Here is a 25,944-nt window from a genome sequence, read left to right on the forward strand (position 1 = left end):
GCCCTAGTAGCACACGGGGCAGCGCGGGTGCGGCCCGTGTGCCGAGCGCACGAGCGGCACCGGCCCGAAGGGGTCGGCGATGAGCATCTCACCCCGCGCCGGCGCTTTGGCGGAGACCCCGGGTGGGTCGGGCACCCCGGCGAGTCGGTGCAGCACGGTGGCGGCGGCGACTGCCCCAGCCGCGGTCGTCACAGCGTCGGGTTGCGCGGGTGCTGCCGCGAGCGTGTCGACGAGGTGTTCCCACTGCGCATCGCGCTGGGCGTGGTAGAGGTGCGCGCAGTACAGGCACGGCCCGGCGCGCCCCACGCCGAGCGGGCCGATGAACACGCGAGCGTCGACGGTCGAGACGGGCAGCGACGCCCCGCTGCGGTGGCGCACCAGGCGGGCGATGTCGCGCGCGTGGGGCAGCTGGTCGACGAAGGCCGCCGGCGTGCTCGGATCGGCAGACGCCAGCGCCCGGCTCAGCGGTTCGGAGGCCAGCGGCGAGCGCACGGTGATGCCGGAGGCTCGCAGGAGCGTGGACAGGGCGTCGGCAAGCGGGCTTGAGCCGATGAGGAGGACGGCGAGGGGGTGTTCGGCGACGATGACGCGGTAGGCCACGAGCTCGTCGATGAGGTTGCGCGCTGCCGCGGGCACCATCCCGGCCTGGGCAAGGGCGTCGAGCACCTCGCCCAGCGGCGCCGGTGCACTCAGGCGCTCGAGCACGGGCTGGAGGTGCTCGGCGAGAGAGGTGTCGATGACGCCGCAGCGGGTCGCGTCGAGCCCGAACTGCAGCACGCCGCGCCCACGCACGAGCACGCGCACGCCGGGTGCGAGGCGAATGGGCGTGGTCGCGGTTAGCTGCACGAGAACTATTGCAGCACAGATAGAATCACTTTTCATGTGGTCGACAGAACAGGTGCGCGTGATTCGTTCGCCGCGGCGCAGGCGCACTGTGCAGGCCCGCCTCAACGGATCGGTGGTTGAGGTGCGCATCCCAGCCACGTTCACGGCCCGTCAGGAGCGCGAGGCGGTTGAGGAGATGCTGGGCCGGCTCGAGCGCAAGGCCATGGCGTCGGTCAGCTCGGACGAGGAGCTTCTGCAGCGTGCGCAGCGACTCAATAAGGAGGTCTTGGCATCTCGCGCTCGCGTCACGACGATCCGCTGGTCACCCAGGCAGAACTTCCGCTGGGGCTCGTGCACCGTCGCCACGGGCGAGATCCGCATCAGCGATCGTCTCAAGCATGTGCCCGACTACGTCCTCGACGCGGTGATCGTGCACGAGCTGGCGCACACGATCATCGCGGAGCACTCGGCGCAGTTCTGGGAGCTGGCGGACCGGGCCCCGCTTGCTGAGCGGGCGAAGGGCTACCTCGAGGCTTACCAGCGCTTCGGTTCCTAGCGCGGCCTAGTCGTCGTCGCGGTTGTCGCCCTGGTTGCGCAGCTCTTCTTCGAGCTTGGCTACTTCGGCGTCGAAGTCGGTGTCGGGGGCGTCGTCAAGCAGGGTGTCAATGAACGCCGCGGGGTTGTCGATGTGCTCGGCGGTGGGGAGGAAGTCGGGGTGGTCCCAAACCTTGTCGCGGCGCTCCATGCCAACCGCGGTGTTAGCGCGGCGCCACAGCTCGGCGGCTTCGCGCACCTTGGGGGCGGACAGCTCGATGCCGACGATGTTGGCGAAGGCCTGCTCGGCAGACCCTCCGGTGGCGCGGCGGCGCGCCCACGCCTCGGCGAGCTGCGGCGTGGACGGGATACGATCCGCGAGCGCTTCGGTGACAACGACGTCGATCCAGCCCTCCACCAGCGCCAGCAGCGTTTCCAGGCGGGAGGTGGCCAACTCGTTGCGAGAACTGACCCGCGGGGTGAGGTCCATGCCCTGGAGCTCGCCGAGCTTTTCCTGCAGCTGCTGCGGGTCGCCCGACTCGAGGTCGAGGTTGCGCGCGATCTCCTCGATGTGGGAGGTATCGATGACCAGGCCGGCGGCGTACTCCTCCACAGAGGACACGAGGCGTTCGACCAGCCACGGCACGTGGGTGAACAGGCGCTGGCGGGCGGCCTCGCGCGCGGCGATATAGACCAGCACCTCCTGACCCGGCACGCCGAGGTCGTCGGAGATGGCCGAGACGTTCTTCGGCAGGATCGCCGCGATGTTGCGGGGAGCGACCGGCAAACCGAAGTCGGTGCCGGTCAGCGCCTGCTGGGCGAGGTCGCCGAGGGCGTGGCCGAGCTTCATGCCGAAGTTCATCGCGTTCATGGAGTTCATCATCCCCGCCATCGGGCCCATCATCTCGCGGGCCTGCTCGGGCATCGACTCCATCTGCGCCCGATTCATGTTCTCGGCGACCGGGTTCACCATCCGCTTCCACATGGGCATCGTGTTGGAGAGCCAGTCTTCCGCGTTCCATGCCGCGGGCTGGGCGGAGGAGGCGGGCAGCGTGGTGGCGTTATCGATCCACAGATCCGCCAGGCGCAGGGATTCGGTGACCGCAGTGGTGTCGGCCGAGGACACGGCCGGCGACGAGCCAATACGCTGGCGCGCCATGCGCAGCGCCAGCTCGAAGTTCACGGCGTCGCCGCCGGAGCGCTCGTTGAAGCTCGTGCCCATGCCGGAAAGCATCTGGCCGAACTGGTTGAGGATGTCGCCCAAGTTGCCTCCCTGGCCTGGTTGCGCGCCGAATCCGAAGGCGGCGAAGGGGTTCTCGCCGCCCTTGCCGGTGCCGTCGTTGTTCTCGCCGTTGCCCTTGTCGCGATCGTTGGGGTCGTTGTTGGGGAAGGAGAAACCGAATCCGTTGCTCATACGACCACACTACTAGCCGCGCCGAACGCACGCGATGGCCTAGCGGACGCTGACAGCGAACGCGAATAGGGCCGCCGGGGCGGCGGCGGATAAGATGTTGCCCCGTGACGGAGACGACGGCTTTGAGGCAGCGGCGCTGGTCCACCATCGTGTGGGGCGCCCTGCCCGTGGGCCTGCTCGCAGTAACACTGTCGGTGGACCACATTCCCTTCACTGACGTGTCGCTGACGGTGCCCTACGCGGCCCAGGGGCCGGGGCCGACGTTCAACACCCTGGCCGAGATCGACGGCACCCCCGTGGTCGACATCGAGGGCACCGAGACGGACAAGACCTCCGGAAATCTGAACATGACCACGGTCGCCGTGCGTACGAACATGACGCTCGCCCAAGCGCTGGCCAGGTGGATCGGCTCCCAGGACACGCTGGTGCCTTTGCAGCAGGTCGTTCCGCCGGACGTGTCCGAGGAGGACTTTCAGAAGTTCAACGAAGCGGCGTTCGTCGGCTCCGAGGCCGCGGCGACCGTGGCGGCGATGAACTACCTGGGCAAGCCCACCACCGTGGTGGTCCACGACGTTGTCGACGATTCCGCAGCTCAGGACATCCTTGCTGCGGGCGACGTGATCACCGCGGTCGACGGGGTGGAGGTCTCGGAGCCGGGCGAGGTCCAGGATGCAGTGCTTGCCCACGCGCCGGGGGGGACGATCACGCTGACTATCGCGCGCGAGGGCCAAACCCGCGATGTGGAGGTTGAGCTCGGGGAGAACCCGCAGTCACCGGGCGCGGCCCAGCTCGGCATCCTGATGACGTCGGAGCCCGCGGGCGGGATCTCGGTGGAGTACAACCTCAACGACGTCGGCGGCCCGAGCGCGGGCATGATGTTCTCTCTCGCGGTGATAGACAAGCTTTCGCCTGGCGCGCTCAACGGCGGCAACTTTGTGGCCGGCACCGGCACGATTAGCGAGGACGGCGAGGTCGGCCCGATCGGCGGCATCACCCACAAGATCCGCGCCGCGCGCGATACGGGGGCGGAGCTGTTCCTCGCGCCCGAGGGCAACTGCGCAGAGGCATCGCGGGTAAATTCCGGGGATATGGTCGTTGCGAGCGTCGCCACGCTTGACGACGCCGTGCGTGCCATGGCCGACTTCAACGAGGGCCGCGACGTTCACACCTGTAGCTAGCTGGCAGGCTCGCTCTGCTCAGTCTCTTGCGCCGTCTCGGTTTCGGCCGCAGCCGCGCTGTCCTCGTCGACAAGGCCCAGCTTGATGATGCGCTCGCGCGGGTCCTCCCGGTCGGACGAGACGAGCTGCTGCATCACCTGCCCCTTGGAGTTGTCCACCACGGTGATAATCGCCGAGGTGCCCAGCGTCGACCAGCCGACGACGCGTTCGCCGGTGTCCTCCACAATGCGCGAGCTGCGCAGCTCGGTGAGAAGCTGGGTCGTCGAGGCCGCCTTCGAGTCCGAGTCGAAGAATTGGAACTGGCCGATATCGGCGCCCGAGCAGTCGAAGGAGCTCTCCACGTCGACAGCGACGCACGTATCAAGCTGCTCGAAAAACTCGGGCGGGGCGAGCGTCGAAAAGCGTTCCGCGACCAACTCCACGGCCGCTTCTTCCTCGGCCTGCGTCGTCGTTGCGCTTTCGCTTGACGACGCCCGGCTCGACGTCGTTTCCTCTGCCGACGATGAGGTCACGGGAGTGGTAGGCGTTGCGGTTGGCTCAGGGGCTCGCTGGGTTGAGCACGCGGAAAGCGCCATCGCAGCGCTGACTGCGAGGGCGGCGGAGCTCAGGCGCACGGTGGAAAAAGACATAACCGCAGACTACTCGAACTCGGCTTCATCCAATGGTTGCTCAAGCCCGTAGCGCAGCGCGGCGATGATGTTCGGCGCTACCCCGGGCCCGCCGCGCAGCTCGATGTCGTCTTGAGCAAACGGGCCGCGCTCGGTGAGCTCGTCGTCCGTGGGGCGTAGCTGGAGAAGCGTGAGCTCGGTGTCGTCGTCACGCAGCACGCCGGAGAACAAGCGCGCCGGCCGTGGGCCCTGCTCGGCGGGGGCGGAGGAATCGACGAAAGAAATCTCCTGGGCCAGCACCACGCCCTCGACCTCGCGCGGCCAGGCCAGGCGCGCGACGTACTCGGCCAGCTCCTCCGAACCGGGCAGGATCGTCGCCGGAAGGTCCTGCACCACCAGCGTCAGGGGAGCGTCGGCCAGGTCGGGGTCGAGCTGGTCGATCAGGAGCGAGGTGGGAACGAGCCCGAACAGGGTCGGGCCCGCATCCCAGCCCTCGGCGTGGACAAACTCCACAGCCTCCATCATCGCTTTGTTCAGCGCCTGCTGCTCGGACATGGGGAACCTTTCCGGTATCTCTAACGTTGGACACCTTAGGCTATACACACAAAGTGTGCCTTCGACGAACAACCTAATTCTTAAGGAGCAGGATTGGCTACCCGCCTAACCCCGCCGCAACCAGGCGCCAAGAAGACGAACTCCGGATTGATGGCCACCATCGCGGTCATCGGCGTGATCCTGTTCATCGTCCCGCTCGCCGTGGGGGTTTACACCGACTGGCTGTGGTTCGGCGACCTCGGTTTCCGCGGCGTGTTTACCAAGGTGGTTCTCGCCCGCGTCGTTCTCTTCCTCATCTTCGCCGCCCTCGGTGGTGCCGTGACCTACGCCGCGGCAATGGTCGCGTGGCGCGGCCGGCCGAAGGACGGCCCCGAGGCCGACCCGTTCTCGCAGGCGTCGCCGTACCGCGCGCAGATCGAATCCGGCGTGCGCACCCTCCTAATTTGGGTCCCGCTTGTTGTCGCGGTTTTTTCCGGTTTGGCGGGGCAGCGGGCGTGGCGCACGGTGATGCTCTGGCTCAACGGCGGGGACTTCGGCATGACTGACGCGCAGTTCGGCCGCGACCTCGGGTTCTACGCGTTTGCGCTGCCCGGGATCTCCGTGCTGCTCGGCATGCTGTCGATGCTGCTTGTCGTCGCCTTCCTAGTCGCGCTCGTGGCCCACTACCTCCTCGGCGGGATCCGCATCGGCTCGAACGTCAACGGAATCCGCGGCCACATCTCAAGCTCCGCTCGCATCCAGCTCGCGGTAACCGCGGGCCTGTGGATGCTGATCAAGGCTGTGTCCTACTGGCTGGAGCGCTACACGCTGCTGTACCAGCAGAACGACATCTTCACCGGCGCCTCCTACACCGCCATCAACGCCACCTTGCCGGCGAAGATCGCCCTGATGGTCATCGCGGTGATCGTCGCCGCGGCCTTCTTCGCCTCCATCGTGTACAAGGATTTCCGCATCCCGGTCCTGGCGACCGTGCTCATGCTCGTCTCCTCGCTGGTGATCGGCAGCATCTGGCCGGCCATGCTCGAGCAGTTCTCCGTCAAGCCCAACCGCCAGGCCAAGGAGTTCGAGTACATCGGCCGCAACATCGAGGCCACGCGCTACGCCTACGGGCTTACCGACGACAAAGTGACGTACCTGGAAAATTGGAGCGCCGAGGACGTTTCCGACGAGCAGGTCGCAGCCGACGAGGCGACCATCTCCAACATCCGCCTGCTGGACCCGGACATCATCGCTCCGACGTTCACCCAGAACCAGCAGCTGCGTAACTTCTACGGCTTCCCGGAGACGCTGGCCATGGACCGCTACCAGGTGGACGGGGAGATGCGCGACTTCGTCGTCGCCGCCCGCGAGCTTGACCCGAACGCGCTGCGCGAGAACCAGCGCGACTGGATCAACCGCCACACCGTGTACACCCACGGCAACGGCTTCATCGCGGCGCAGGCGAACACTGTCGACGAGGCGGCTCAGGACGCCGGCTCGACCCGCGGTGGATTGCCCATCTTCACCGTGTCCGATTTGCAGACCAACGCGATTGCCACCCAAAGCGATCAGGCCGAGGAGCTCGGCATCAAGGTCGATGAGCCGCGTATTTACTTCGGCCCCGTGATTGCGTCGTCAAGCGATGGGCTCGACTACGCCATCGTGGGCGACAACGGCCAGGGGCCCGTCGAGTACGACACCGACAACCTGAACTACACCTACGAAGGTGACAGCGGCGTTGAGATTGGCAACTGGTTCAAGCGCGCCGCGTACGCAATGAAGTACCAGGAGCTTAACTTCATCCTGTCCGACCGCGTCGGCCCTGCATCGAAGATCCTCTACGACCGTGACCCGCGCGAGCGTGTCGAGCGCGTTGCACCGTGGCTGACCACGGATTCGGCGACGTACCCCGCGGTTGTCGACGGCCGCGTGAAGTGGATCGTGGACGGCTACACCACGCTGTCCCACCTGCCGTACTCCGCGCGCACCTCGATGGAGGACACCACGCAGGACGCACTGAACCCGGACGGCACGACCCAGCGCCTGGTGAACAACAACCTGGGTTACATTCGCAACTCGGTCAAGGCGACCGTCGATGCGTACGACGGCACGGTCGAGCTCTACGCCTTCGACGAGGAGGACCCTGTGCTCAAGGCGTGGATGGGTGTGTTCCCGGGCACGGTGAAGCCGGGCAGCGAGATTTCCGACGCGCTGCGCGAGCACCTGCGCTACCCGGAGGACCTGTTCAAGGTCCAGCGTGAACTGCTGGCTCGCTACCACGTCGATGACCCTGGCGTGTTCTTCAACAACGACGCGTTCTGGTCCGTGCCCAACGACCCGACCGCGCCGGAGGGCCGCCAGGAGCTTAACCAGCCGCCGTACTACATCGTCGCGGCCGACCCGGAAACCCGCGAGCCGTCGTTCCAGCTGATCACCCCGTACCGCGGCCTGAACCGGGAGTTCCTCTCCGCGCACATGTCGGTTGCCTCGGACCCGCAGAACTACGGCAACATCACGGTCCGCGTGCTGCCGACCAACACGCAGAGCCCTGGACCGAAGCAGGCGCAGGATGCGCTGATGTCGTCCGACCAGGTCGCCCGCGACCGCACCCTCTGGGAGGGCACTAACGACATGCAGAACGGCAACCTGCTGGCGCTGCCTGTCGGCGGCGGCGAGGTGCTCTACGTCGAGCCGGTGTACTCCCAGCGCAAGGACCAGGAATCGGCCTTCCCGAAGCTGCTGCGTGTGCTGGTGTTCTACCAGGGCCGCGTGGGTTACGCGCCGACGATTTCGCAGGCGCTGAGCCAGGTGGGTATCAACCCCGCCGCAGCCCAAGAGATCGAGGTCGTCGACGACGGCGCTGCCACCACCGGCGAGGATGCCGCACCTGAGGCACCTGCGGCCCCGCAGGCGTCTGGCAGCACCGATGAGGCGCTCAACCGCATCAACACCGCTCTGCGCAACCTGGAGACCGCCCGCGGCGGCTCCTTCGAGGAGTTCGGCAGCGCACTCGACGAGCTTGACCGCGCGGTGCAGGACTACCAGGCGCTCAACACCCAGTAGGTCGCACTTATGTCCCCTGGCGAATCCTCACCTCGCCAGGGGATTTGGTGTTTAGTGGGGCAATCACTATAGTTGGTACACGTTGCCGATGCAGTGCAAACCGCACAGGCAGCAGGTGAATTACATAACACCCGTCGCGGGGTGGAGCAGCTCGGTAGCTCGCTGGGCTCATAACCCAGAGGTCGTAGGTTCGAATCCTGCCCCCGCTACTAAGAAAGACCCCCTCTCTGTAATCGGAGAGGGGGTCTTTGTGTTGATTATTCCGCCGGGGCAGAACGTCCCTTGGCCAGCCCGATACCTTTGGGCCCAGAGGAGGTGCTACGGACGCCGCTCCCACGCGGCATGAACCCGAAGATCGCGTAACCGACGATGAACAGGAGGCACAGCGTGGTCCAGATCGCGCCGAGCCACGGGGTGGTTTGGGAGAGCTCGTCGATTCCGCGAGACGACATAGCGCGCCACACCGGGTAGGAGACGAACGGGATGTGGAAGCAGACGATGGCCGCGAGGGACGCGAGGCCAGCGAGGGCGCCGTTAAACGAAGCGCCGAAGCGGTCGGCCGCCCACTCGTTGACGGCGATGAAGAGCACCATGCTCAGGGGTACGAGCCAGACGAAGTGGTGGTACCAGGAAAAAGGGGACACCAGACAGGAGCTGATGCCGGTGAGCGCGAACGCCATCGAGCGGTTGTTACGCAGCATTGCCGTGCGCAGCGCGAGGCAGGTGAAAACGAAGATAACAATCACCGAGAGGATCCACACTGTGCCGCCCTCCAGCCCGAAGGTGCGCTGCATCACGGAGAGGACGGATTTGGACCCTGTGTTTTCGGAACTGCCGACGCGCGAGGAATCGAACATAGCGTGTTCCCAGAAGTGGCGGGCGTCGGGCACGAAGGCGAAACCGATGATCACGGTCGCGAAGAAAGTTAGCACCGAGATAACGGCAGCCCACCAGCGCTTTTGGAAAAGCAGCACCAAACCCATGTAGGCCGGGGTTAGTTTCAGCCCTGCGGCGATTCCGATGCCGATCCCCGGCAGGCGCCGACGGGCGGGGAGGATATCGAGCGCGACGAGGAGCATGAGGAAGATGTTGATCTGTCCAAAGAAGAGCGTGCCGTGGACAGCTTCGTTGCCGATGCTGGCGCACGACAGCAGCGCGCAGACCAGGAGGGTCAGTGGGGTGAGCTTGAAGCCTCGCTCGCGAAACACCAAAGCGATGATTGCCGCGAGGGCGGCGAGCATACCGATCTGCCACAGGATGATGAGCGCGTTGTCCGCCAGATACGCGAACGAGGTAAACAGCACACCTGCGAACGGCGGGTAGGTAAACGGCAGGTCGAAGATGTAGGCCTTGTCGTACAGGTTCTCGCCCCGCAGCAGCGCCTGCCCGCCCATGCGATAGATCTCCAGATCGAGGGGGACTCGCCAGCGCAACGCGTGGTCCTCGGGCTGGGTGAAGATGCGCACAACCATCCATGCGATCAGCGCGCCCAACCCAACGATAAGAACGGGCGCCCCGGCGAGTTCCTTTTCCGGGGGCGTTGATATGCCGGCACGAGGTGGTGTCACCGCGTGGCGCGGCTTGGGCCTGTTCACGAAAGTCATCTATTCAACCTTTTAGATGAGCTCCGATGGTGAGCTCGTTGCGGGCAAGGATCTTGGTCTTGTCGGCATGATCTGCTTTTGCCACCACATCGTTTCACAGCACGCCGCTCAAACTTGGTTTCATGGATCCAACGGCGTGCCGGATTGCGTCGAGCTGCGCGGACCTTTGGCCCACTGCGCACTTCTTATACGTGGGTACACTAGTTGCTACACCATCAACAACACATTAAGGGGAAAGAATATGTCTACTTTTCAGGGCAAAGTTGCACTCGTCACCGGTGCCGGTTCGGGAATCGGCGCGGCGGTAGCCAAGAAGCTCGCCGCCGATGGCGCGAAGGTCGTCGTGGCAGACCTTAAGCTCGACTCCGCCGACAGCGTTGTGGAGGAGATTGTCAACGCCGGTGGAGAGGCCGCGTCGTTCGAAATCGACACCGCTGATGCGGAGAAGAACAAGGAAGCGGTTGCGTTCGCCGTCGAGAACTTCGGTTCGCTGGAGCTTGCTGTGAACAATGCTGGTATCGGCGGCAAGTCCAACAAGGTCGGCGAGATGGACCTGGAGGATTGGGACAACGTTATCGCGATTAACCTCTCCGGCGTCGCTTACGGCAACCGCTACCAGATCGAGCAGTTCCTGACGCAGGACAACACGTCTGAGTGCGCCATCGTGAACATGGCGTCGATCCACGGCGCGGTCGCAGCTCCCGGCAACTCCGCCTACACCGCCGCAAAGCACGGCGTCGTCGGCCTGACCAAGAACGCCGCTGTCGAGTACGGCACCGAGGGCATCCGCGTCAACGCTGTCGGCCCGGCCTACATCGACACTCCGCTGCTGCAGAACCTGCCTAACGACGCCCGCGAGGGCCTGACTGCCAAGCACCCGGCTGGTCGTTTGGGCGAGGCGGACGACGTCGCCGCGCTGGTCGCGTTCCTGCTTAGCGACGAGGCGTCCTTCATCACCGGTAGCTACCACCTTGTTGACGGTGGCTACACCGCTGTCTAACTAAGACAAGCGCGAAAAAAGGCCCCTTTCGAGGGGCCTTTTTGGATTCAACAAGCTACGGATTAGTGCTCGTCGTAGTGGTCGCCGTGAGCGGCGTGGCGGTGGCCGTCGTGGATGTAGTCCACGTGGTCGCCGTGGGGGATGGCGACGTGGCCGCAGCCCTCACCGTGGGTGTGCTCGTGGGTTTCGTGAATGGTGTGAGTGCTCATAAGAGCAGTCCTCTCAAGATCGTGTTTTCAACTAGTTTTCATTTAAGCACGGTTCCATTTAGCTTTCAATAAACCTTCCGCGCGAATAGTTTATACTGCAAAACTATGTCCACTATTGACACACTCCACCGCGACGTTCTCATCATCGGCGCGGGACTATCCGGCATCAACGTCGCCTACCGCTTGCCGCAGGGAACCACCTACGAAATCATCGAGGCCCGCGACCGCATCGGTGGCACCTGGGACCTGTTCCGCTATCCCGGGGTGCGCTCCGACTCAGACGTGTTCACGCTGTCCTATCCATTTCGACCGTGGACCGGCCACAATTCCATCGTCGATGGGGCAGACCTGCGCGACTACATCGAGGACACTGCGGACCACTACGGCATCTCGGAGCGCATCACCTTCAACACCCGCGCCGTCGCCGCGAACTGGGACAGCGAGTCGGGTCAGTGGACCGTCAGCTGCGAACAGGACGGCAACCGCGTTGTCTACACCGCCAGGTTCCTTGTCGCCGCGAGCGGGTACTACGACTACGACAACCCCCACGACCCCGCCTTCGCGGGCGTCGAGGACTTCACCGGGACCATCCTCCACCCGCAGTTTTGGCCCGAGGACATAAGCTTCACCGGAAAGAACGTCGTGGTCATCGGCTCGGGCGCGACAGCAATGACGCTTGTGCCTGTGCTGGCGGAAAAGGCCGCCAAGGTGACTATGCTGCAGCGCACGCCCACCTACGTGCTCAGCCAGCCGCGGGTGGACAAGCTTGGCAACGTCATCCGCTCGGTGTTGCCGCGCAAACTGGCAAACACCGTCATGCGGAGCAAAAACAGCGCGCAACAGTGGGTACTGGTCGCGCTGAGCGCGCGTTTCCCGAGCGTGGTCAAGCGGGCGCTCAACATTGCAACCATCGTCTCGACCCGGTCGCGAACCACCGCGCACGAACACTTCACCCCGCCGTACAACCCCTGGGAACAGCGCCTGTGCGTTGTGCCCGACGGTGATCTCTTCCGCGCCCTCAGGCAGTCGCGGGCGCAGGTCGTCACCGCACACATCGATCACTTCGTCGCAGACGGCATCAAGCTTGTCGACGGCGGCGTCGTCCCCGCCGATGTCATCGTCACCGCCACGGGCCTGCGCATCAAACTGCTCGGCGGGGTGGAGCTATCCATCGACGGGCGCGCGGTCGATTTCTCCGAGCGCTACACCTGGTACGGCACCATGTACTCTGACGTGCCGAACTTCGCGGCCGTGATCGGCTACATCAACCACTCGTGGACGGTGCGCTCGGACCTGACGGCGAAGATGATCGCGCGCATCCTGCGTCGCCTGCGCGCCAGCCAATCGACATCGGTCACCCCGGTCACCCCGGCGACGGTGGGCGAGGGCAGACCGTACATGGACATGCAGTCCGGCTACCTGTCGCGCGCAGCGGCCGTGATGCCGAGGTCGACGCAGAACTACCCGTGGTCAGCCAAGCAGAACGTGCTCGAAGACACCTGGAACACCTCCCGTGCGCGCCTTGACGACGGCCTGGTCTGGTCTTAGATCCAGTTGAACTCCACGTCGGTCTCGGTGCCCAGCGGCTCGACGTGTACCACCGTCGTCGCGCCCCCGAGCGTGACATCGATGCCCTCTTCGATCATGTCCGCGTACTCGTGGGAGCGATCCACGCTCCACTGGCCCGGCACCTGCATGACCACGTTGACAAAACGCTCCCGGCCGAAGGCGGCGGTGCGCACGTCGGTGAACTCCACGTCGTGATCTACGGAGAACTCGTCGAGGAATGCTTTGATGGCAAGTCGCTCGTCTTCCGGCAAGGCCTCCGAGAGCAGGCTGATGAAGGAGTTTTTCAGGAGCATGTAGCCGGTGAACAGGATGTTGACGCCCACCGCCAAGGCAATGAGCGGGTCGAGGATCTCCCAGCCGGTCAGCCACACGAGCACGATGCCTGCGATAACGCCCACGGTGGTCCACACGTCGGTAAGCAGGTGGTGGCCGTCGGCGCCCAGCGTCGCCGAGCGGTACTTCCTGCCAGCGCGAACCAGCGCCATGCCGACGCCGAGGTTGAGTCCGGCGGCGAGCGCGGAGAGGACCAGGCCCACGCCAGCCTGCTCGATGGGCTGGGGCTCAATCAGGCGCTGCACCGCGGTGTAGATGATCGCTACCGCCGCCAGCAGGATCATCGAGCCCTCTACCTGGGCGGAGAAATACTCCGCTTTGGAGTGGCCGAAGTTGTGGTTCTCATCCGCCGGTTTCGCAGCGACCTTCAGCGCGATGAGCCCGACAATAGCGGCCGCCAGGTTGATAAAGGATTCGATGGCGTCGGAGAGGAAACCCACGGACCCGGTGACCCAGGCCGCGGCGAGTTTGAGCGCAATCGTTGCCACGGAGGCCGCGATGGACAACCACATGAACCGCTCGAGCAGCTTCTGTTCATCAATCACAAGACGGTTGTCCTTCCCTGTGGCCCCAGTCCTCTACACTTGGCGGGCATGGATATGAGTCGCTGGATCATCGCAATCGCAGGCGCCGTTATCGGAGCGCTGTTCTTCGGCTGGCTGCTGCAGATGCTGGGCGTAACCGGCATTTTATACACGGTGCTCGTGCTCGTCGGCTCGGCCGCAACGTCCTCGCTGGCCGGCACCCTGTTCAAGCCCCGCTAGAGCCACGCGACCTAGTTATTCTATCCCGTGCATGTTTGCCCCGCCGGGCAGGCTCGTCAGCGTGATGCCGCGGCGCTGCGCGACGTCGGCGAAGCGTTCCACAAAGCGCTGCGAGCGCGAGCCGGAGGCGCAGTAGACCACCACCTCGGCATCGCGGGGTAGGGCATCGAGCAGCGAACGCGCCGCGGCGTCGTCGTCTGCCTCCCATTCGCTTGTGGGCAGGTGGTGGGTCGCGCCGGGGATGTCGGAGAGCGCCCTCTCGTGCTCCTCCCGCACGTCCAGCCCGAGGACCTCGCCGCGCGCCATCCTGCCTAGCAGCTCGCGTGTCGACGCCCCCACCACCTCGCACCTCCCTCCGCCGTACACGCCGAATCCCGTCACGAGGTCTCGCCCCGGATCGCGGGCAACGTCGAACGTACGAATCGCTGCGGAAAGCGCGTCGTACATCCTTAGCCGGCCCACCACCGAGTCCCCGACCCCGGTGACGTACTTGATTACCTCGGTGGCCATCAGCCCGCCGACAACGCTGGTGGTCACCCCGAGCACTCCCGCGGTGGCGCAGTCGGGCACCGAGTCCGCGCCGGGTTGGGTGGGGTAGAGGTCGCGCAGCCCCGCCCCGTTTGCCGGCGCGCCGGGGCCACTGAACCACAAGGCAACATCACCGCGGTAGCGCAGCACCGAGCCCCAGACGAGGGGTACGCCGGCAATTTCGGCGGCGTCGGCGGCGAGGAACTTGGTGGCAAAGGTGTCGGAGCCGTCGACAAGCACGTCGACACCCGCGAGCATATCCAGCGCGTTGGATGCAGTGAACCGGCCGTTGATGCAGTTCAGCTCGATGCCGGGCTGCAGTGCGCGAAGCCGCTCGCCCGCGACGTCGACCTTCGCGCGGCCGACGTCGTCCGCGCCGAAGAGAATCTGGCGGTGGATGTTGCTTACGTCCACGGTGTCGTCGTCAATCACGGTGATTCGCCCGATTCCGGTGGCGGCCAGGGTCTGCATCAGCGGGCAGCCGAGCCCGCCGGCGCCGATGACAAAGACGTGGGCGTTGTGCAGCGCCGTCTGCTGCTCGAGGCCGAACCCGGGCAGGTTCATCTGGCGGGCGGTGCGGCGAAGTTCGTGGTGGGGCAGGTCACGCATATCTCCCACCCTATTGAAGCGACGCGCTACACTGCGCACTTATGTCGACGAACACATCCGTTAAAAAGCGTGGGTTGCAGTCCGACCCGCTGATTTTCTGCACCTCCGTGGGCTTCATCGCCCTGTTCGTCGGGCTCACCGTCATCTTCGGCGACCGCGCCCGCGAAGCGTACTCGTCGATTTCCACGGCGCTGATGAACAATTTCTCCTGGTTCTACATCGGCGGCGTGTCCATGGTCCTGGTGTTCCTGATCGTGGTGTTCGTGTCCAAGTACGGCAACTTGAGGCTCGGGGACGACGATGACGAACCCGAGTACACCTTGCCTGTCTGGTTCGCGATGCTATTCGCGGCCGGCATGGGCGCGACGCTCATGTTCTGGGGCGCCGCGGAACCGCTGCACCACGCCTACAACCCGCCCCGCGGTGACTACGAGCCGATGAGCCGCGAGGCGATCACCCAGGCGTTCGAGTTCACCTACTACCACTTCGGCATCCACATGTGGGTGATTTTCACTCTCCCAGGCCTGGCCATGGGCTATTTCAGCTACAAGCGCAAGATGCCGGCGCGCATGTCCTCGCTGCTTTCTCCGCTTCTGGGCAAGCGCGTCTACGAGTGGCCGGGCAAGCTTATCGACGCCGCCGGCATCATCGGCACAGTCTTCGGCATCGGCGTCTCCGTCGGCTTGGGCGTGCTGCAGATTTCCGCCGGGATGAACATTATGTGGTCGGTTCCGCTGATCACCCCGGTGCAGCTCGGCATCATCCTCGCGATCACGGCTGCCGCGTGCCTCTCCGTCGCCTCCGGCCTGGATAAGGGAATCAAGATCCTGTCCAACCTCAACATCGCCGCGACCGTCGTACTGATGCTGTTCGTGCTGCTGGCGGGCCCGACGCTCAGGCTCATCGGGCAGATCACCGAGTCCTTCGGCATCTACGCCAACTCGCTTCCGGAGCTGATGTTCTGGGTTGATTCCTACAACGACAACCCGGGCTGGCACGCGACGTGGACCTCGTTCTACTGGGCGTGGACGATTTGCTGGGCGCCGTTCGTGGGCATGTTCTTCGCCCGCATCTCTAAGGGCCGCACGGTGCGCGCGTTCATCGGCGGCACCCTGCTTCTGCCGACGACTTTCGACATGATCTGGTTTTCCATCTTCGGTCGTGCCGCGACCGAGATCGAGACGGCCAACCCGGGCGTGCTCACCGGCCCCGTGGTGGAGCAGGGCGATACCCCGCAGGCGTTGTTCACCCTTTTGTCGCAGTACCCGCTGTACGGCATCGTCGGCTCGCTGGCCCTGGTTGTCATCATCCTGTACTTCGTCACCTCGATGGACTCCGCCGCCATGGTGATGGACATGTTCGCCTCGGGTGAGGAGAACAAGACCCCGACGTACTACAAGGTCGGCTGGGTCATCGCCATCGGCGTGGTCACTGCGGCCCTGCTGTTTATCAACGACACCGGCATCCAGGCGCTGCAGGAAGTCGTAATTATTATCGCGCTGCCGTTCTTCATCCTCTACTTCTTCATTATGTTCGCGCTACTCAAGGCGATGAACGACGACTCCGCCGCGCGCCGCCGCGTCCGCACCCGCCAGTGGGAAAAGACCGATAGTGCCGAGAAGCTTGAGGAGGCGGAAAACCGCCCCGCGCCGGGCTACGACGCCGAGGGCAACGAGCTGGCCCGCCCCGAGCTCGAGTACGACCCGGAGGAAGGCGGTTGGAGGCTGTCGGACTCGCTGATCATCGAGGGTGACCTCGCGATCGGCGGCGAGGTCGACCAAGAGTGGAGCGAGGAATCAGAACCCACGGTGAAAATCGTCGACGAGGAAAGCCCCAAGCGCCGCTAAAGCACCTGGTCGGCCCAGCTCGCCAGGCCTTCAAAGCTTGACGACGCCACCGCGTGCTCCCGCTTCGGAATCCGCCCGGCGCCCGCCGCCAGCGCCCCAGCCTCGACAGCGAGGCGCATCGCGTGGGCCATAGTCTCCGGGTCCTGGCTGCGGTTGATGGCGCTGGCCAGCAGCACCCCGGAGCAGCCGAATTCCATGGCGAGCGCGGCGTCGGAGGCGGTGCCGAGGCCGGCGTCGATAAGCACGGGCACCTCCGCGCGCGAGCAGATCAGCTCGATGTTGTGCGGGTTGAGGATGCCCAACCCGGTGCCGATCGGCGAACCCAGCGGCATCACTGCCGCCGCGCCGATGTCCTCGAGGCGCTTCGCCGCCACAGGATCGTCGGAGGTGTAGGCGAGCACGGTGAAACCGGCGTTGATGAGCATCTCGCAGGCGTCGACGGTCTCGACCACGTCGGGCAGCAGAGTGCGGTCGTCGGCGATGACCTCGAGCTTGACCCAGTTGGTGTGCAGCGCTTCGCGGGCGAGCTCGGCGGTGATCACCGCGTCGCGGGCGGTTCTGCAGCCCGCCGTGTTCGGCAGCGGCGAGATGCCCAGCCGCCGCAGCATGTCGAAGACCGACTCACCGCTGCCGCCGGCGGCGTGGCGCCGCATGGCGACGGTCGTCAGCTCCGTGCCCGAGGCCACCAGGCAGCGCTCGAGCATGTCCATCGAGCTCGCCCCGCCGGTGCCCATGATGAGGCGGGAGGAAAATTCCCGGCCAGCGATAGTCAGCACGTGCGCTAGCCTCCCTGGACGGCGGTGAGGATGTCCACGCGCGCACCGTCGGCAAGCTGGGTCGATTCCCACTTCGAGCGCGGGACGACGGCCGAGTCGATCGCGACGGCCGTGCCGGCGTCGGGCACGTGCCCGAGCACCTCGTGCACGAGCTCGCTCACCGTCGCGGCGTGGGTGTCGCGCGCGGTGTCGTTGACCAAGATGTGTGTGCTCATTGTGTCCTCCTGTGGCGCATCGGGTCGCATGCACTCAAGTCTAGGCAGGGCTTTTGCTTCTCGACGAGCTCCGCTGCGCACCGCGCCGCCAGTGCCGCCAGCAAAATCCCGTGGCGGAAGTACCCGGTGCTGACAACCACGCGCTCGCTAACACGCCCGAGGTAGGGCAGATCGTCCGGCGTGGCGGGCCGGGCGCCCGCGCCGGCTTCCGCGAAGTCGCAGTCCTCAATGCCGGGCAGAATTTCAATCGCGTCGCGCAGAAGCTGGTACACGCCCTGGGCCTGCGCGCTCGCGCGGCCATCCTCGCGGCTGGTCGCGCCGACCGTGAGCGTCGCGTCCTCGCGCGGGATGACGTAGATCGCCCTGCCCTCCACCACGCCGCGGACCACACGGGTGGCGAGGGGATGCAGGTGCGCCGGGGCCCGCAGGTGCAGGATGTCGCCGTAGACCGGGCGCAGCTGCAGCGGGCTAACGTTATCGTCGCCCCACCCGGCGATGTCTTGTGCCCCGAGGCCGGCGGCGATGACGACTTGCTCCTGCGGCAGGTGGGAGACGTCGGTCACGAGCTCGCGGATGAAGCTCACCCCGGCGTGGGTGCAGGCGTCGATAAGCGAGCGCGTGAACAGCCGCGGTTGGACCTGGTGGTCGCCGCTGCTGAGCACCGCTGAGGACAGCGCGGGTGACAGGGCCGGTTCCAGTGCCCGGGCCTGGCGCACCGTGAGACGCTGCGCGTGCACCCCGCGCGCTTGCTGGTAGCTGAGCAGATCGTCCAAGAAGGAGCTATCCGCGCGGTCGCGGGCGACCACGATGGTGCCGTCGGTGCGGTAGCCGGTCGGCAAATCGGAGTACTTCGCGCACAGCGAGATCAGCTCCGGGTAAAGAGTCGCCGAGGCCTGCATCAGCGGCAGCAGCGGGTCTTGTTTGTACACCACCTCCGAGGCTGGCGCGAGCATTCCGCCCGCGTAGTGGGAGGCGCCGCTGGTGGGCTCGGGGTCGTACACGGTGACCGCGTGGCCGCGATCCGCCAGGCTTAAGGCCGTGCTCAGCCCGATGATTCCCGCGCCGATGACGGCGGTTGGCGTGCCAGACATGGGCCCATTGTTCCACACCCCAGGTTGCGCGACGGGCCTGCCCGAGCGCGCGAAGTTTCCGTAGGGTTGGAAGGTGCAACACAAAATTCTGGGATTCTAGGAGGATTTCATGTTCACGAGGTCTCGTAACGATGTGGAAACGGTTGAGTGGGGTGGAGGAACCTCCGAGCGCGTGCTCACCGCGAAGGACAACATGGGCTTCGCCGTGGCGCACACGGTGGTCCACGCAGGCACCGAGTCTAAGCTGCAGTACCGCAACCACCTGGAGGCGTGCTACTGCATCGGCGGCTCCGGTGAGGTCGAAGACACCGAGGGCAACGTCTACCCGATCACCCCGGGCACCATCTACGTGCTCGACGAGCACGACGCCCACTACCTGCGCGGCGGCAAGGACGAGGACCTGATCCTGGTCAGCATCTTCAACCCGGCGATCACCGGCGATGAGAAGCACACCCTGAGCGAAGACGGGTTCAGCTCCTACTAAGGGCACTTATGGGGCGATCCGTCGGCCCAAAGCGCCGCGCGGTGGTGCGGCCCACACTATAATGTGATCCAACTCACATTCAATGACGGATTCGAGGTCCGCGATGTCCACTGTTGAAATCACTCCAGCGCCGAAGCGCAAGTCCGGCCTGTTCGGCCCGGGGCTGCTCATCGCTGCCTCGTTCATCGGCCCCGGCACGGTCACCACCGCCACGGTGACCGGCGCGAACTTTGGCTACGCGCTCGTCTGGGCGATCGTCTTCTCCATCGTGGCGACGATCATCCTGCAGGAAATGTCGGTGCGCCTCGGTCTCGCCGCGCGCCTGAGCACCGGCGAGGCACTGCGCCAGACGTTCAACTCGCAGATTATCAAGTCGCTGATGATCATCCTGGTCGTCTCCGCAATCGGCATCGGCGGCGCAGCGTACGCCGGGGGCGACACGACGGGCACCGCGCTCGCGCTGGCCAGCGTCACAAGCCTGCCGCACGTCGCGCTCTCCGTCGGTGTCGCCGCAGTGGTGCTGATCCTGCTGCTCTCTGGCAGCTACACCTTCCTAGAGAAGGTGATGACGGTGCTCGTGGCCATTTTGGCGCTGACCTTCGTTATCACCGCCATCAGCGTACGCCCCGACCTCGGGGCAATGCTGCGCTCCACCTTCATCCCCACCGTGCCGGACGGCGCGCTGCTCTCCGCGGTCGCGCTGATTGGCACCACCGTCGTTCCTTACAACGTCTTCCTGCACTCCAACCTGGTGCAGGAGAAATGGGGCGATGAGCCGCGCGATCCCGCCCTGAAAAAGGCAAGGGTAGACAACGTCGTCTCTATCAGCCTCGGCGGCCTGATCACGCTCGCGATCGTCGCGACGGCTGCGGCGGTCATGTTCGCCCAGGGGCTTGAGGCTACCTCCGCCGCCGACCTCGCCGCGCCGCTTCGCCCAATGCTTGGCGACGCCGCCCCGTGGCTGCTCGCCATCGGCCTGTTCGCCGCGGGCCTGACCTCCGCGGTCGCCGGCCCGATGGGCGCGGCGTACGCGATCTGCGGCGTCATGGGCTGGCCCACCGACATGAAGAGCCAGCGCTTCCGCATCATCGTCGTCGTGGTGGTCCTCTTCGGCGCGGCGATTGCCATCTCGGGGTTCAACCCGATCCAGATCATCATCCTCGCCCAGGCCGCAAACGGCATTCTGCTTCCCGTCATTACGTTCTTCCTGCTGCTCACGATGAACAACAAGCGCCTGCTGGGTGAGCACGCGAACTCCATCGTGGGAAACATTCTCGGCGGGCTGATCTTCCTGGTCACCCTGGTTCTCGGCGGGCTCTCGCTCGTCGACCTGTTCTAGCGTTAGCGCGCCAGCCGCATAGTAACGTGGGGGATGCCGGCGTCGAGGACTTCTTCGCCCTCCGCGACGAACCCGAAACCGGCGTAGTACCCCACCAGCCCGGACTGGGCCTCGATGACCAGGTCGCCTGGAAAGCGGCGGGTGTAGTCGATGCCGGTGCGCATGATGTCGTGGCCAAGGCCCGTGCCACGCGCGGCCGGGTCGACAACGAAGCGCCCAAACCGGCTGCCCGAGTCTGTGGGGAAAACTCGGGCGCACCCGAGCAACTCGGAATCATCCCACGCTAGAAGGTGGCGGGTGTCTGGGTGCGCGTCGATGTCGTCGATTTCCGCAAACGGGCACTGCTGCTCGACGACAAACACGTCAACGCGCAGCTTGAACAGAGCGTGGGCTTGCAGGGCAGTCAGGTCCGCCAAGGGGGAGATCGCGATCATGGTTTCTAAGCTTAGGCGCGGGAGAGGTAGCCGGTCCTAATCTGGGTAAAGCGCACGATGGCCGAGGTCAGCGCCAGGGTGGCGAGTACGAGCAGGGGGATTGTCGGCCCGGCTAGCGGCTCGAGCCACTGCAACAGCGGGGGCAGGGCGAAGCCGATGTAGGTGCCCACGTAGTAGATTCCCAGGACGCGGCCGCGCGCGTGCAGGGGTGCGTAGGTGTCGACGTCGAGAAGCCCATCGCGCAGGCACAAGCCGTAGGCGGCGCCGAGGGCAATGGTGGCGACGGCGAAAGCGAGAAGCGACGGGTTGGCCCCGGAGAATCCGGTGATCGCCAGGCCAATTGCGGAGCAGAGCGCCCCGATGACGCCGGCGCGCGGGCCCCACTCGAAGCGCCTGCCCAGCGCCTGGAGCACCAGCGCGGTACCGAAGCCAAGCCCTGCCGCGATTCCGGGCATGAACACGCCGGTGGGGAAATAGTGGGAGACGCGCGCGGCGAGCCCGATGACCGCGGTGGTGATGGAGGCGAAGACCCACACCGCAACCGGCAGTGACGTGGCCAGGGCCTTTGCGGAGGAGCGCTCCACCGGCGCCGCGGCGGGCGCAGGTGCCGGAGTCGCGGTGTGGTGCGGCGTGTCGCCGACGAACAGGGAGACCACGATGGCGGCTAGTGACAGCGCGATGGTGACCGCGTACGTCTCCCACATCCGTGGCTGGGCGTAGGCGATGATGCCGGAAAAGATTGGGCCGAGGGCGAATCCGGAGGTGAGGAAGATGCCGGCGAGGGTCGCGCCGGGCGCGCCGCGCAGCCGGGCCGCCCACGCCGTGCCCGCGCTGACGACGAGGCCGACGCCGAGGCCGACGACGAAGCGCCCCGACAGTAGGGCGGCGGCGCTGTGGGACAGCGCCAGGCCCAAATTCCCGATCGCAGAGATGATCGTGCCAGTAATGACGATCGGGCGGCCGCCGAAACGGTCGGCAAGGATGCCACCGACCAAGAGGCACGGAAACAGGCCGGCTGCGTAGATGCCGTAGGCGCCGTTGACCAGCAGCGTCTCGAGGTTCGCGCGCTCCTTAAGCACCACGAGGACGGCCGCGAAGTGGTTCGCGGCCCATCCCGCTGTGACGAGGAAGAAGATGACGCTGAGGAAAACTTTGCGGCTGGACATGGGGACTAATGTAGTGCGCCGCGTTCGAACTCGGAGATCACGCGCGCGACATACGCTTGCGTATCGGTGGCGTTCATGATGCCGCGGACCAAAGCGAGGCCGTCGACGCCGGTGGAGGCGAGCTCGGCGGCGTCGTCGACGGTGACGTCGCCAATGGCGACCACAGGCACGAGCGATTCCGCGACCAGCGGGCGGTAGCCGTCGACACCGAGCAGTGGCCGGCCCGAGTTCTTCGTCGGGGTGGCACGAAACGGGCCGGCCCCGACGTAGTCGATGTAGTCGGCGAGGTCGTTTGCACCGCGCACGAGCTCGAGCGTCCCCGTGGTCAGCCCGATGACGGCGTCGGGGCCGAGCAGGCGCCGGGCAACGCGCACGTCGAGGTCGTCTTGGCCGAGGTGGACGCCGCTGACCCCCGCGTCGCGCAGGGCGAGGGCGACGTCGACGCGGTCGTCGATAAGCACGCGCGTGGCGGGGTTGGCGTGGTGCACCTCGCGCGCCACGTGGAGGCCGAGGTTGTAGAGGTCGCGCGCTGAGATGGGCTTGCTGCGTACCTGGATCACGCCAGCTCCGGCGCGCGCGGCGTCGCGGGCGCGGGCGACGATGTCGCGCTCGCTACCGCTGCCGGTGACGAAGTAGCAGCGCAGGTCGAGGTCGGGTTTAGGCATTGACGGGCCTCGGCTCGATCGCGCCCGTGCGCCCGTAGGCGAGGTGGCGGTGCGCCCACTCGAACGGGCCCGGGGCGCGCGTGGCCTCGAGGACGGAGGCAAAAAGCAGCGTGATCAGCCAGACCAGGAGGCCCACTCCAAGCTTGCCGGTGACGGTCGCGTCAAGGCCGAGCCCGAACCCGAAGGGCGAGACGAGGACAATAAACAGCAGCGACTGTGCGAGGTAGCCGGACATGGAGCGCTTACCCAGCGCGATCAGTGGGTAGGCCCAGCCAGGCGCGGCCTGCGCCTCGGCGGCGCGCTTTTGCATCCCGTTGGTGGCCAGCGCGAACGCGGCGAGGATGCCGGGGCCGGTGAACGGCCCCCAGGACTGGTTGAGGATCCAGAAGAACTCCTCGAGGCCCGGGTCGATCACCCCGATCGCCGCGAGACCCCACGGAAGCCCGAGCAGCAGGGTGATCGCCACGGCGACATAGACCCATTGCCGCAGAATAGCGCGATGCTTATCGACGTTCACCAGGTAACCCTCCGTCGCCCAGACGTAGCCGATGATGCTCAGCCCGGCGAGAGAAGCGACCGCGAAGGGGATCGAAGTGAGCATCAGCATCGCCGCGGAAAAGTTGGCGCTGAAGTAGTCACCCACGGTTAACAGCTCCGTGGTGGGGGCGCGCATATCGGGCAGGGCCCCGGGCTCGAAGAAGTACACAGCAAAAGCGCCGGCGGTGCCGGTAACGGCGAAAAATCCCAGCAAGATGTAGGCGATCAGGCGCAGCCACTTCGCGCTGACGGTGAACAGTAGAGCCATGAGCACGCCGATGAGCCCATAGGTGAGCATGATGTCGCCGTAGAAGATCGCGAGCATGTGGATTAGCCCCAGCGCAGCGAGGGTGCCGTAGCGGCGCAGAAGCACCCGGCGCGCGTCGCGCAGCGGGTAGTGCTTGCGGTACAGGCTGGCCACCACTAGCCCGAAGCCGAAGCCGAGCAGCGTGGAAAACATCGGCAGGCCGCGTACGTGGACGAACATCGCGGAAAACACGGCGAAGAAGGCATCCACCCCGCTCGAAGGGTCGACGCCGCCGAGGGTGTCGCCCGGCGCGCCGGCACCGGATGAGCCAGTGGTGATCCAGGCTTGGACCGAGTTGGCTGCGGCGATGCCCAGCAGGGAGACGCCGCGGGCGATGTCGGGGAGGAGCAGTCTTTGCTTCGCGGGTGTTTTGTCCATGCCCACAACCTACTCGGGTGGCTTACTCGGGGAGGTAGACCTGCGAGCCGTGTTCGCGGAAAACATGCGCCATGTGCTGCTCGCCGAGGACGGCGTCGACGGTGGGCATGCCCAGGGATTCGATGGTGTCGCCGAACTCGTCCCGGATGTCCTGGGAGATCCGCATCGAGCAGAACTTCGGACCGCACATGGAGCAGAAATGCGCGGTCTTGGCCGGTTCGGCGGGCAGGGTCTCGTCGTGGTAGGCGCGCGCGGTGTCCGGGTCGAGGGAGAGCGCGAACTGGTCCTCCCAGCGGAACTCGAAGCGGGCCTTGCTCATCGCGTCGTCCCAGTCCCGGGCGCCCGGATGCCCCTTCGCCACGTCGGCGGCGTGCGCGGCGATCTTGTAGGTGATCACGCCCGTCTTCACGTCGTCCTTGTTTGGCAGCCCGAGGTGCTCCTTCGGGGTGACGTAGCACAGCATCGCGGTGCCGCCCGCGGCGATGTTGGCCGCGCCGATCGCGGAGGTGATGTGGTCATACCCCGGAGCGATGTCGGTGACCAGGGGGCCAAGCGTGTAGAAGGGCGCCCCGCCGCACCACTCCTCTTCCTTGTCGTTGTTGATCTGGATCATGTCCAGCGGCACGTGGCCGGGGCCCTCGATCATCACCTGGACGTCGAAATCCCAGGCGCGGTGGCACAGCTCGCCGATGGTCTTTAGCTCGGCGAATTGGGCGGCGTCGTTGGCGTCGGCCACGGAGCCGGGGCGCAGGCCGTCACCGAGCGAGAAGGAGACGTCGTAGGCCGCGAAGATCTCGCAGAGCTCGTCGAAGTTCTCGTAGAGGAAGGACTCCTTGTGGTGGGCGAGGCACCAGCCGGCCATGATCGAGCCGCCGCGGGAGACGATGCCCGTGACGCGCCGGGTGGTCAGCGGCACGAACGGCAGGCGAACTCCGGCGTGGATGGTCATGTAGTCCACGCCCTGCTCGCACTGTTCGATGACGGTGTCGCGGAAGATTTCCCAGGTCAAATCCTCGGCAATGCCGCCGACCTTCTCCAGGGCCTGGTAGATGGGCACGGTGCCGATCGGGACGGGGGAGTTGCGGATGATCCACTCGCGGGTGGTGTGGATGTCGTTGCCGGTGGACAGATCCATCACGGTGTCGGCACCCCAGCGGGTTGCCCAGCGTAGCTTGTCCACCTCCTCGCGGATTGACGAGGTCACGGCGGAGTTGCCGATATTGGCGTTGATCTTGGTCAAAAACGCATTGCCGATGATCATCGGCTCGCTCTCGGGGTGGTTGACGTTGTTCGGGATGATTGCGCGGCCTGCGGCGACTTGCGAGCGCACCTTCTCTACGTCGCAGTGCTCGCGCAGGGCGACGAACTCCATCTCGGGGCTGATTTCGCCGCGGCGGGCGTAGTGCATCTGGGTCACGCGCTTGCCGGGGTGGGCGCGCAACGGGTTTCGCCTGGCTCCCCGCCACTCCTCGGAGGCGGAGCCGCGCTTGGCGGCCCGTGTGCCGTCGTCAAGCAGGTTGCGTTGGCGCCCAGTGTACTCCTCGACGTCGCCGCGCTCGGCGATCCACGTGCTGCGCAGCGCCGGTAGTCCTTCCTCGGGCTGAGCCCATGGCCCGCGGGTGCGGTAGGTCCGGAAGGGCTCGTTTGGACCGCTTGGCGAGTCATCGAGTGAGATGGCGGTTTCGGGCACTTCCAGGCCGCCTGCGCGGATCGGCGCGTAGCTGTGCTTGGGGTGGATTTCTTGCGCGTACGAATCGGTCACGAAATGGCTCCTTACTTCCTTCGCCGGTGCTAACCAGGCAGGTTCGAACGGTGCCCGCGCGGCTGCTTCGGCGCGGTCTCAGCCCCTAACCAGTGGGGCGCCCGTGTGAGGTCGTGCGCACCAACCTAGTCGTGGTGGCGCGGAAATGCTATATTGCTGTTACAGAAGTTA

General features: G+C 65.8%; 25 protein-coding genes, 1 tRNA gene and 1 riboswitch. Of the genes, 10 read left to right on the plus strand and 16 right to left on the minus strand.

Features of this window, described 5'->3' with window-relative positions; translation table 11 throughout:
* Window positions 1-3: 3 nt before the first annotated feature.
* Window positions 4-846, minus strand: coding sequence for a hypothetical protein (locus RIU96_RS05175; RefSeq protein ID WP_259884594.1), 843 nt, complete (start codon window positions 844-846; stop codon window positions 4-6).
* 34 nt (window positions 847-880) lie between these two features.
* Between RIU96_RS05175 and RIU96_RS05180 the strand changes: the two genes are divergently transcribed.
* On the plus strand, window positions 881-1,381 hold the full coding sequence (locus tag RIU96_RS05180; RefSeq protein ID WP_181729759.1) for a M48 metallopeptidase family protein: 501 nt from the start codon (window positions 881-883) through the stop codon (window positions 1,379-1,381).
* Between the two features lie 6 nt (window positions 1,382-1,387).
* Here the strand turns inward: RIU96_RS05180 and RIU96_RS05185 are convergent, their stop codons facing one another.
* On the minus strand, window positions 1,388-2,773 hold the full coding sequence (locus tag RIU96_RS05185; RefSeq protein ID WP_136652934.1) for a zinc-dependent metalloprotease: 1,386 nt from the start codon (window positions 2,771-2,773) through the stop codon (window positions 1,388-1,390).
* 104 nt (window positions 2,774-2,877) lie between these two features.
* Between RIU96_RS05185 and RIU96_RS05190 the strand changes: the two genes are divergently transcribed.
* A complete protein-coding gene (locus RIU96_RS05190; protein ID WP_144317311.1) occupies window positions 2,878-3,951 on the plus strand; it encodes a YlbL family protein in 1,074 nt (357 codons plus the stop codon).
* Here the strand turns inward: RIU96_RS05190 and RIU96_RS05195 are convergent.
* Window positions 3,948-4,580, minus strand: coding sequence for a hypothetical protein (locus tag RIU96_RS05195; RefSeq protein ID WP_144317310.1), 633 nt, complete (start codon window positions 4,578-4,580; stop codon window positions 3,948-3,950). The two genes, RIU96_RS05190 and RIU96_RS05195, sit on opposite strands and share 4 nt — an antisense overlap.
* A gap of 9 nt (window positions 4,581-4,589) precedes the next feature.
* The gene (locus RIU96_RS05200) at window positions 4,590-5,114 is read right to left on the minus strand and encodes a PPA1309 family protein (RefSeq protein WP_136652931.1); all 525 of its coding nucleotides are present in this window, start codon (window positions 5,112-5,114) and stop codon (window positions 4,590-4,592) included.
* A gap of 93 nt (window positions 5,115-5,207) precedes the next feature.
* Between RIU96_RS05200 and RIU96_RS05205 the strand changes: the two genes are divergently transcribed.
* Window positions 5,208-8,156 (plus strand): UPF0182 family protein, encoded by a 2,949-nt coding sequence (locus tag RIU96_RS05205; protein WP_259787887.1) that lies wholly within the window; start codon window positions 5,208-5,210, stop codon window positions 8,154-8,156.
* 135 nt (window positions 8,157-8,291) lie between these two features.
* A tRNA-Met gene (locus RIU96_RS05210) sits at window positions 8,292-8,365 on the plus strand.
* A 48-nt stretch (window positions 8,366-8,413) separates the two neighbouring features.
* Here RIU96_RS05210 and RIU96_RS05215 read toward each other — a convergent pair.
* Window positions 8,414-9,760, minus strand: a complete 1,347-nt coding sequence (locus tag RIU96_RS05215; RefSeq protein ID WP_144317308.1) for a glycosyltransferase 87 family protein — start codon at window positions 9,758-9,760, stop codon at window positions 8,414-8,416.
* 241 nt (window positions 9,761-10,001) lie between these two features.
* Here RIU96_RS05215 and RIU96_RS05220 point away from each other — a divergent pair, with 241 nt between their 5' ends.
* Complete coding sequence (locus RIU96_RS05220; protein WP_144317307.1) at window positions 10,002-10,760, plus strand: SDR family NAD(P)-dependent oxidoreductase; 759 nt, start codon at window positions 10,002-10,004, stop codon at window positions 10,758-10,760.
* Between the two features lie 62 nt (window positions 10,761-10,822).
* Here the strand turns inward: RIU96_RS05220 and RIU96_RS05225 are convergent, their stop codons facing one another.
* A complete protein-coding gene (locus tag RIU96_RS05225) occupies window positions 10,823-10,969 on the minus strand; it encodes a hypothetical protein (RefSeq protein WP_311205191.1) in 147 nt (48 codons plus the stop codon).
* 105 nt (window positions 10,970-11,074) lie between these two features.
* On the opposite strand from RIU96_RS05225, the gene RIU96_RS05230 reads away from it, so the two are divergent.
* Entirely contained in the window at window positions 11,075-12,517 is a 1,443-nt protein-coding gene (locus RIU96_RS05230; RefSeq protein ID WP_311205163.1) for a flavin-containing monooxygenase, read from the plus strand.
* On the opposite strand, the gene RIU96_RS05235 is transcribed toward RIU96_RS05230, so the two are convergent.
* Entirely contained in the window at window positions 12,514-13,416 is a 903-nt protein-coding gene (locus RIU96_RS05235; protein WP_259787888.1) for a cation diffusion facilitator family transporter, read from the minus strand. The two genes, RIU96_RS05230 and RIU96_RS05235, sit on opposite strands and share 4 nt — an antisense overlap.
* A 48-nt stretch (window positions 13,417-13,464) precedes the next feature.
* On the opposite strand from RIU96_RS05235, the gene RIU96_RS05240 reads away from it, so the two are divergent.
* Window positions 13,465-13,635 (plus strand): glycerol dehydrogenase, encoded by a 171-nt coding sequence (locus RIU96_RS05240; RefSeq protein ID WP_136652564.1) that lies wholly within the window; start codon window positions 13,465-13,467, stop codon window positions 13,633-13,635.
* A gap of 15 nt (window positions 13,636-13,650) precedes the next feature.
* Here RIU96_RS05240 and RIU96_RS05245 read toward each other — a convergent pair whose 3' ends face one another.
* Window positions 13,651-14,772 carry a ThiF family adenylyltransferase gene (locus tag RIU96_RS05245; RefSeq protein ID WP_144772413.1) on the minus strand — a complete coding sequence of 374 codons (1,122 nt, stop codon included), beginning with the start codon at window positions 14,770-14,772 and terminating at the stop codon, window positions 13,651-13,653.
* 41 nt (window positions 14,773-14,813) lie between these two features.
* Here RIU96_RS05245 and RIU96_RS05250 point away from each other — a divergent pair, with 41 nt between their 5' ends.
* Window positions 14,814-16,619 (plus strand): BCCT family transporter, encoded by a 1,806-nt coding sequence (locus RIU96_RS05250; protein ID WP_144772414.1) that lies wholly within the window; start codon window positions 14,814-14,816, stop codon window positions 16,617-16,619.
* Here the strand turns inward: RIU96_RS05250 and RIU96_RS05255 are convergent.
* Genes RIU96_RS05255 through thiO form a run of 3 tightly spaced genes read right to left on the minus strand, consistent with a single transcriptional unit; the run spans window position 16,616 to window position 18,701 of the window.
* A complete protein-coding gene (locus tag RIU96_RS05255) occupies window positions 16,616-17,395 on the minus strand; it encodes a thiazole synthase (protein WP_144741562.1) in 780 nt (259 codons plus the stop codon). The genes RIU96_RS05250 and RIU96_RS05255 overlap by 4 nt on opposite strands.
* Before the next feature lie 5 nt (window positions 17,396-17,400).
* Window positions 17,401-17,610, minus strand: a complete 210-nt coding sequence (gene thiS, locus RIU96_RS05260; RefSeq protein ID WP_136652380.1) for a sulfur carrier protein ThiS — start codon at window positions 17,608-17,610, stop codon at window positions 17,401-17,403.
* The gene (gene thiO, locus RIU96_RS05265; RefSeq protein WP_144741559.1) at window positions 17,607-18,701 is read right to left on the minus strand and encodes a glycine oxidase ThiO; all 1,095 of its coding nucleotides are present in this window, start codon (window positions 18,699-18,701) and stop codon (window positions 17,607-17,609) included. Before thiO ends, thiS begins: the two co-directional genes overlap by 4 nt.
* Before the next feature lie 109 nt (window positions 18,702-18,810).
* On the opposite strand from thiO, the gene RIU96_RS05270 reads away from it, so the two are divergent.
* On the plus strand, window positions 18,811-19,185 hold the full coding sequence (locus RIU96_RS05270) for an ectoine synthase (protein ID WP_136652378.1): 375 nt from the start codon (window positions 18,811-18,813) through the stop codon (window positions 19,183-19,185).
* A gap of 103 nt (window positions 19,186-19,288) precedes the next feature.
* Window positions 19,289-20,524: an Nramp family divalent metal transporter gene (locus RIU96_RS05275; RefSeq protein ID WP_288725517.1), complete on the plus strand. Its 1,236-nt coding sequence runs from the start codon at window positions 19,289-19,291 to the stop codon at window positions 20,522-20,524.
* A gap of 2 nt (window positions 20,525-20,526) precedes the next feature.
* On the opposite strand, the gene RIU96_RS05280 is transcribed toward RIU96_RS05275, so the two are convergent.
* The 5 genes from RIU96_RS05280 to thiC form a co-directional block, all read right to left on the minus strand.
* Window positions 20,527-20,958 (minus strand): GNAT family N-acetyltransferase, encoded by a 432-nt coding sequence (locus RIU96_RS05280; RefSeq protein ID WP_144741557.1) that lies wholly within the window; start codon window positions 20,956-20,958, stop codon window positions 20,527-20,529.
* An 11-nt stretch (window positions 20,959-20,969) separates the two neighbouring features.
* Window positions 20,970-22,124, minus strand: coding sequence for an MFS transporter (locus RIU96_RS05285; RefSeq protein WP_136652376.1), 1,155 nt, complete (start codon window positions 22,122-22,124; stop codon window positions 20,970-20,972).
* Between the two features lie 5 nt (window positions 22,125-22,129).
* The gene (locus tag RIU96_RS05290) at window positions 22,130-22,789 is read right to left on the minus strand and encodes a thiamine phosphate synthase (RefSeq protein ID WP_136652375.1); all 660 of its coding nucleotides are present in this window, start codon (window positions 22,787-22,789) and stop codon (window positions 22,130-22,132) included.
* Window positions 22,782-24,011: a DUF418 domain-containing protein gene (locus RIU96_RS05295; RefSeq protein ID WP_144741554.1), complete on the minus strand. Its 1,230-nt coding sequence runs from the start codon at window positions 24,009-24,011 to the stop codon at window positions 22,782-22,784. The genes RIU96_RS05290 and RIU96_RS05295 overlap by 8 nt, the downstream gene beginning before the upstream one ends.
* Window positions 24,012-24,033: 22 nt before the next feature.
* Complete coding sequence (gene thiC / locus RIU96_RS05300) at window positions 24,034-25,773, minus strand: phosphomethylpyrimidine synthase ThiC (RefSeq protein WP_144317295.1); 1,740 nt, start codon at window positions 25,771-25,773, stop codon at window positions 24,034-24,036.
* Window positions 25,772-25,888, minus strand: a riboswitch (TPP riboswitch). (Overlaps the previous gene by 2 nt.)
* Window positions 25,889-25,944: the final 56 nt, after the last annotated feature.

Origin of the sequence: Corynebacterium sp. Z-1, assembly GCF_031844665.1 — a bacterium.
Lineage (GTDB): Bacteria > Actinomycetota > Actinomycetes > Mycobacteriales > Mycobacteriaceae > Corynebacterium > Corynebacterium sanguinis.